The 6,060-nt window shown below is 39.3% G+C and carries 6 protein-coding genes; 1 reads left to right on the forward strand and 5 read right to left on the reverse strand.

Going from position 1 to position 6,060, the window contains the following annotated elements:
- Nucleotides 1-58 precede the first annotated feature (58 nt).
- Entirely contained in the window at nt 59-919 is an 861-nt protein-coding gene (gene tehB / locus O3798_RS05120; protein ID WP_371463737.1) for an SAM-dependent methyltransferase TehB, read from the forward strand.
- A 459-nt stretch (nt 920-1,378) separates the two neighbouring features.
- Here tehB and O3798_RS05125 read toward each other — a convergent pair whose 3' ends face one another.
- From O3798_RS05125 to O3798_RS05145, 5 genes are all read right to left on the reverse strand, one after another.
- Nucleotides 1,379-1,948 (reverse strand): hypothetical protein, encoded by a 570-nt coding sequence (locus tag O3798_RS05125; RefSeq protein ID WP_371463739.1) that lies wholly within the window; start codon nt 1,946-1,948, stop codon nt 1,379-1,381.
- Between the two features lie 110 nt (nt 1,949-2,058).
- The gene (locus O3798_RS05130) at nt 2,059-2,796 is read right to left on the reverse strand and encodes a hypothetical protein (protein ID WP_371446323.1); all 738 of its coding nucleotides are present in this window, start codon (nt 2,794-2,796) and stop codon (nt 2,059-2,061) included.
- Nucleotides 2,797-3,000: 204 nt separating this feature from the next.
- On the reverse strand, nt 3,001-4,629 hold the full coding sequence (locus tag O3798_RS05135) for an alpha-glucosidase (RefSeq protein WP_371463741.1): 1,629 nt from the start codon (nt 4,627-4,629) through the stop codon (nt 3,001-3,003).
- 158 nt (nt 4,630-4,787) lie between these two features.
- Nucleotides 4,788-5,483, reverse strand: a complete 696-nt coding sequence (locus tag O3798_RS05140; RefSeq protein WP_371463743.1) for an LrgB family protein — start codon at nt 5,481-5,483, stop codon at nt 4,788-4,790.
- Nucleotides 5,461-5,832, reverse strand: a complete 372-nt coding sequence (locus O3798_RS05145; protein WP_175814537.1) for a CidA/LrgA family protein — start codon at nt 5,830-5,832, stop codon at nt 5,461-5,463. Before O3798_RS05145 ends, O3798_RS05140 begins: the two co-directional genes overlap by 23 nt.
- Between the last annotated feature and the right edge of the window lie 228 nt (nt 5,833-6,060).

Raw genomic sequence — 6,060 nt, forward strand, 5'->3', positions numbered from 1 at the left:
TTTCTAGCCTTTCATTTTCTTGTACAATGAGAATGACAACCTCGAAAGGAGCTTTCTTATGGAGCACGAATTAATTCCTTATAAAACAATGCCGACTTGGACGGCAGAAACATTACCAGAGCCGTTTAGAAAAATGCATAATACAAAAGTGGGTACTTGGGCACACCTTACGATTTTAGAAGGCGCGCTTACCTTCTATGAACTCGATGAGGACGGAAATGTTTTAGCCCAGCATCTCTTTACAAAAGATTCCGAGATTCCATTCGTCGAACCTCAAGCTTGGCACCGCGTTTCTCCAGCAAGCGATGACTTGAAATGTTATCTTACTTTCTATTGTACGCCTGAAGATTATTTTGCTAAAAAATACGACCTCACACGTACACACTCAGAAGTGATTGAGGCAACACCGAAGTTCCCAAAAGGAAAGGTGCTCGACCTTGGAAGTGGCGAAGGACGAAACAGCTTGTACTTGGCGAAAAAAGGCTTCGATGTGACTTCGCTCGACATCAACTCGATGAGCCTTGCGAAATTAGCACAGATTGCGGAAGCAGAAGGGCTTGATATCGATATTCAACCTTATAATATTGAGAGTGCAGATATTCCTGGAGGTCTCTATGACGTCATTATTTCAACAGTGGTACTAATGTTCTTAGATCCGTATGCAATTCCAGATGTGATTGAAAATATGCAATCACACACTGCACCTGGTGGATTCAACCTCATCGTGGCGGCCATGTCGACAGAAGACGCGCCATGTCCAGTGAACTTCCCTAAGACTTTTGCAAGTGGCGAATTGAAAGACTACTACACAGGCTGGACATTGCATAAATATAATGAAAACTTTGGCCAACTGCATAAAACGGACGAAAACGGCAATCGTATTAAAATGAGATTTGTGACCATGTTGGCGCAAAAATAAAGATGTGAGCAATCACAATATACTAAATAAAATACGAAAAAGGACATCAGCAAATTTGCTGATGTCCTTTCTTTTATCTTGTGTAGTTGGATGGGAAGACTCACATCCTGGTGTAGTTGAGCTCGCAATCGCAGAAATGGCGTGCGTTTCCCGAAACATCCGCGGAACGTTTCACGTCCCTTCCGGTGTTCCGGTCCAACGTTCCATTTCTGAGCGCGATTGCTCACATCCTATAGTTGAACTCGAAAAGGCAGAAACGACTTCCATAGAAGTTATTTGTACTTGCTATACAATTCCATGTTTATACGCATCCACTTCAACGCAGTGGTTTATTGACATTCTTTTCATCACTCGTGATTCAAGAATGTCTAATAAACTGTGTGGGCGAAAGACAACGAAGCAAAAAGAGCTCACACTGTGAGCTCTTTTTTGTCTTCTGTCTTTCTGCCTCGCATCCTGTTATTTGATATACAGCGTGTCACCTTTTAATACAAAGGTTGTACCTTCAGTGATGGTTTCTCCTGTTAAGACTAAGACGTCTTTCCCATCTTTTGTTTCATCAACAACTCGATATTCGCCGTCTTTTTTAACAACTAATACATTATATTTTAAGTTTTTCTCTTCTTCTGTAGTAGGAATTACAAGTGCTTCTGTTACTCCTGTTAATTCAACTGCTTTTGAGAAATCATTGTTTTTAACAATATAGAATTTACCATCTTTTTTGACGATATTATATCCTTCTCCGATTTCTTTATTCATTTCAGCATTCTTCAACTCTTCTGATTCAGTTGTTGAGTTTTTGTCTTTAACGCTATCCGCTGCTTGTTTAATTTTAGCAGCAGCTTCGTTTAATTTGTTTTGATTATCTTGCAAGGCTTGTTGCACCACTTGAGAATTTTTCACTTGCTCTTGCTGCGCTTTTTGGCGTTCCTGTTTTGCTTGAAAACGTTGGAAACGTAAAAATGCATACACTGCAATAATCACAATCGAGATAATAGCGCTTAAAATACGACGTCCTTTATTATCCACTTACATTCACTCCTATAATAAGATAAGCTTATTTTATCATAAACCTGCTTTGTTTCCTATCCTATAAGCACCAAAAAAGCACTTCGGCATTGCTACCAAAGTGCTCAATTTTATAAATGATCTGTTCCAGGCGTTTCGAACGTCTGTGCAGAAGTTGTTTCTGTTGGTGTAGGAGCTGGTGTGTAAGACTCAATTTTCGTTAAATCAACGGTTGCTGTCGTAGACCCGTCACTCCATGGAATTTCATACGCTCTTCCAGAGTAAACCCAATTTTGTTTTCCAGCTTCTTGTGCTTTTGAAGATTGGTCCAATTGATCTTTCATCCACGCTAAAGCTTGTTCCAACGTTGCAAATTCTTGTCCCGTATTCCCTAACGGTTTCAATCGTTGTGGTGGTGTTGCTACTGTTTCTGAACTTGAAGTAACTGTAGGTGCTTCAGTTGGAGTTGCTTCTCTTGTCTGAGGACCATTTTCTGACTCTTCTCTTCTGCGTTCTTGGCTTGGAGTTGCCTGAGCAACATTTCCTTGAACTTCTCTTGTGTTCTTTTCTTCTTCAGTGACCACTTGTTTTTCTGTGGTTACAGATTCAGTTGTTGGCGCTTGAGTTGTCTCTTTCTTTTTCTCGGCGACTTCTTTCTTTTCAGTACTACTTGAAGGAGTTGACGAATTTGTCGGCGCACTTGTTTGTACTTCTACGACTTGAGTGACTTTTTGCATCGGACTCATCGCTTGTGAAATACCATATACACCTGCTAGCATCGCTAAAGATAGGCCTAACGTAATTCCCAATTGACTCGCTAAACCTAATGATTTAAAACCTTCTTGTATTTTCACTAAAAATGCTTTCATCGTCCATCCCCTTTCTCCTTTTATTTTTATTCAAACTATTATACCATATTTTTTCACATTTGTAGAATGAAAAATATATATTATCACAAATTTAATTATTATTGCAACAGTATCTAGCAACTTTGTTTGTGAAAAGTTATTAACAAAAATTTCACAATTTATTCTGCCTATTTTTATGCACTTACATTATATATGAAAATTGTTTCAATTGCCAGACAATTCCACTACAAAGGCTTGCCATGGAGAAAGTTTGTAAGCGTGTAAATCTGTAATCTCATCTTCTGTATTAGCGACTAAAACCTTATTAAATCGGGCATCTACAGAGATTTCTTCCTCGGAATCAGATAAATTCACGACTGTCAACCATCTTTCTTCCCCAAGCGTGCGATAATATGCAAACACATTAGAATTAGTCTCAAGTAGTTCATAATCGCCCCAAACAACGATTGGATGGTCTTTTCTAAGTTGAATGAGTTTTCGATACGTATGGAATACAGAGTCTGGATTTTGGAGTTCCGCCTCTACGTTAATCTCTTTGTAATTTGGATTGAGAGCTAACCAAGGTGTCCCCGTCGTAAATCCACCATTTGCTTCGGCAGTCCACGGAATTGGTCTACGCGCATTGTCTCTGCCTTTTGCATTTAGAGACTCCATAATGGATTCAACGCTAAAACCTCTCGCGATACGATCGTGGTACATATTGATAGACTCAATATCATCCAACTCTTCAATGCTAGAAACTAGCGTATTCGTCAATCCAAGTTCTTCCCCTTGGTAAATATAAGGCGTTCCCTTCATCATATGTAATAAGATAGCGAATGCCTTGGCGCTGCGAACACGGTACTCTTTATCATTCCCCCACCGTGACACAATTCTTGGTAAATCATGGTTGTTCCAGAATAGTGAATTCCAACCTTCGTTTCCAAGTTCCGTTTGCCATTTTGAAAGAACCGCCTTTAATTCACTTACATCGAGCGGTTTAAGGTCCCACTTCTCTTTACCTGGCTCATTATCTAGGAGTGAATGTTCAAATTGGAAGACCATCGATAATTCATGACGTTCTGGGTTTGAATAGAGTTTCGCGATTTCTGGTGTCGCTCCCCATGTTTCCCCAACCGTCAATAAATCTTTATCTCCGAAGGTCCCCTTATTCATTTCTTGTAAATAATCATGCAATTTTGGCCCGTTTGAAGTAATCCCTTCTAATGGAATTTTCCCAATTAAATCAATTACGTCCATACGGAATCCGCCAACGCCCTTATCAATCCAGAAATTCATCATGTCATAGACTTCTTGACGCACTTTTTCATTTTCCCAGTTTAAATCAGGTTGTCTTTGACTAAATAAATGCAAGAAATATTGACCACTTGCTTCATCGTATTTCCATGCACTACCTAAAAAGACTGACTGTAATTCCGTCGGCACACCGCCATCTTCAGCAGGGTCCGCCCACACATAGTAATCATGGTATGGATTATCTTTTCCTTTTCTTGATTCAATAAACCAATGATGTTCATCAGACGTATGGTTCACAACAAGATCCATCACAATTTTAATCCCGCGTTTATCGGCTTCATCGATTAATTCTTCCATATCCGCCATCGTTCCAAACTCGTCCATGATGTCTTCATAGTCAGAAATATCATAACCATTGTCATCATTAGGCGACTTATAAACTGGAGAGAGCCAAATTGCTCCGATTCCTAGCGTGTATAAATAGTCGAGTTTTTCAATAATTCCTCTTAAATCGCCAATCCCATCTCCGTTTGAATCTTTAAAACTACGTGGATAAATTTGATAAACGACGACTTCTTGCCACCAATGTTTTTCCATAACGCTCGCTCTTTTCTATATGAAGTTTATGCATCTCCATCATAGTCCTAAATCCGCATAAATACTATATGTTTTTCGAATACTATTCCATTAAATTTGTATGACAAAAGTCAAAATAAAAAGGAGAAAAAACAGAAATTCTGCTCTTTCTCCACTTCTTAAATAAACCCTGCAAAAATTTGTGTGCCAATAAGAGTAATCATTCCCGAAATTACAATGGATAAACCACTCATCGCACCTTCGACTTCCCCTAATTGCATGGCACGTGCCGTCCCAATCGCATGGGAAGACGTTCCAATCGCAATCCCTTTCGCGACCGGATGCGTAATTCCTGTTACTTTACAGATGATTTCACAGAACATATTTCCTAGAACCCCTGTCAGGATAATCACCGCCACAGTAATTGTCACATAGCCACCTGTCTCTTGAGACAAGCCCATTCCAATGGCAGTCGTAATGGATTTTGGCAATAAGGTTACGTATTCTTCGTGCGTTAATTGGAAAAGCAATGATAACACCCAAACCGTACATAAACTCGTTAATACCCCTGCACTAATTCCTGCAAAGATGGCGCCTTTATGCTTTTTCAATTGCTCGATTTGTTGATACAACGGAATCGCTAAGCAGACCGTTGCGGGCGTCAATAAATAGCTTAGATTATCCGCACTCGCATAATAGCTATCATAGTCGATATTAAAGACATTTAATACGATAATGACGAAAATAATCGCTACAAGTAACGGATTAAAGATTGGCCATTTATAACGGTCACGTAAAAATACACCAATTTCAAAACCGATAATACTAATCACGAGCCCGATTGTTGCTGTATTAAGAACGAGTTGATTCACCATCTTGGGCTCCTTTCTCGAGGACGTATTGCGTTACTTTCCCCGAAACAATCATCACTACAAATGTCGTAATAATCGTGATGATAGATACTGGCACAATAATACGATGCAATTGATCCCACGATTCGATAATTCCAACGGCAGCCGGGATAAACATTAACGACATAATCTCGATTAAAAACGTCCCTGCCTGGTACACTTTTTCAATTTTAACAACACCCGTCATCAATAAAGTCATCATTAAGACAAGTCCATAGATGCTTGCTGGAATTGGAAGAGGGATGTAATATTTCATGATTTCACCGATACAGGTCACAATCATGATCCAGCCAAACTGCTTAAAATATTTCATTAGATCTCCTTTAGTAAAAAACACCCCATTCAAGCCATGCTCAAATCGCGTGCAGGTCTCTTTCGTCTATAACATTCATTCTGGAAAAGCTCTCTCTTCCAACTTGCCCTCATAGTATATTCAAATGTACGGAAAGTCAACTACAACCCTGTGAACATTTGTTACTTTTGGTGTTCTAAATCTGTCCTGTTTACGTGAATCACTTTTCGAAATTATCATATATGATAA

It is taken from the genome of Granulicatella sp. 20925_1_45 (genome assembly GCF_041433555.1).
Classification (GTDB): domain Bacteria; phylum Bacillota; class Bacilli; order Lactobacillales; family Aerococcaceae; genus Granulicatella.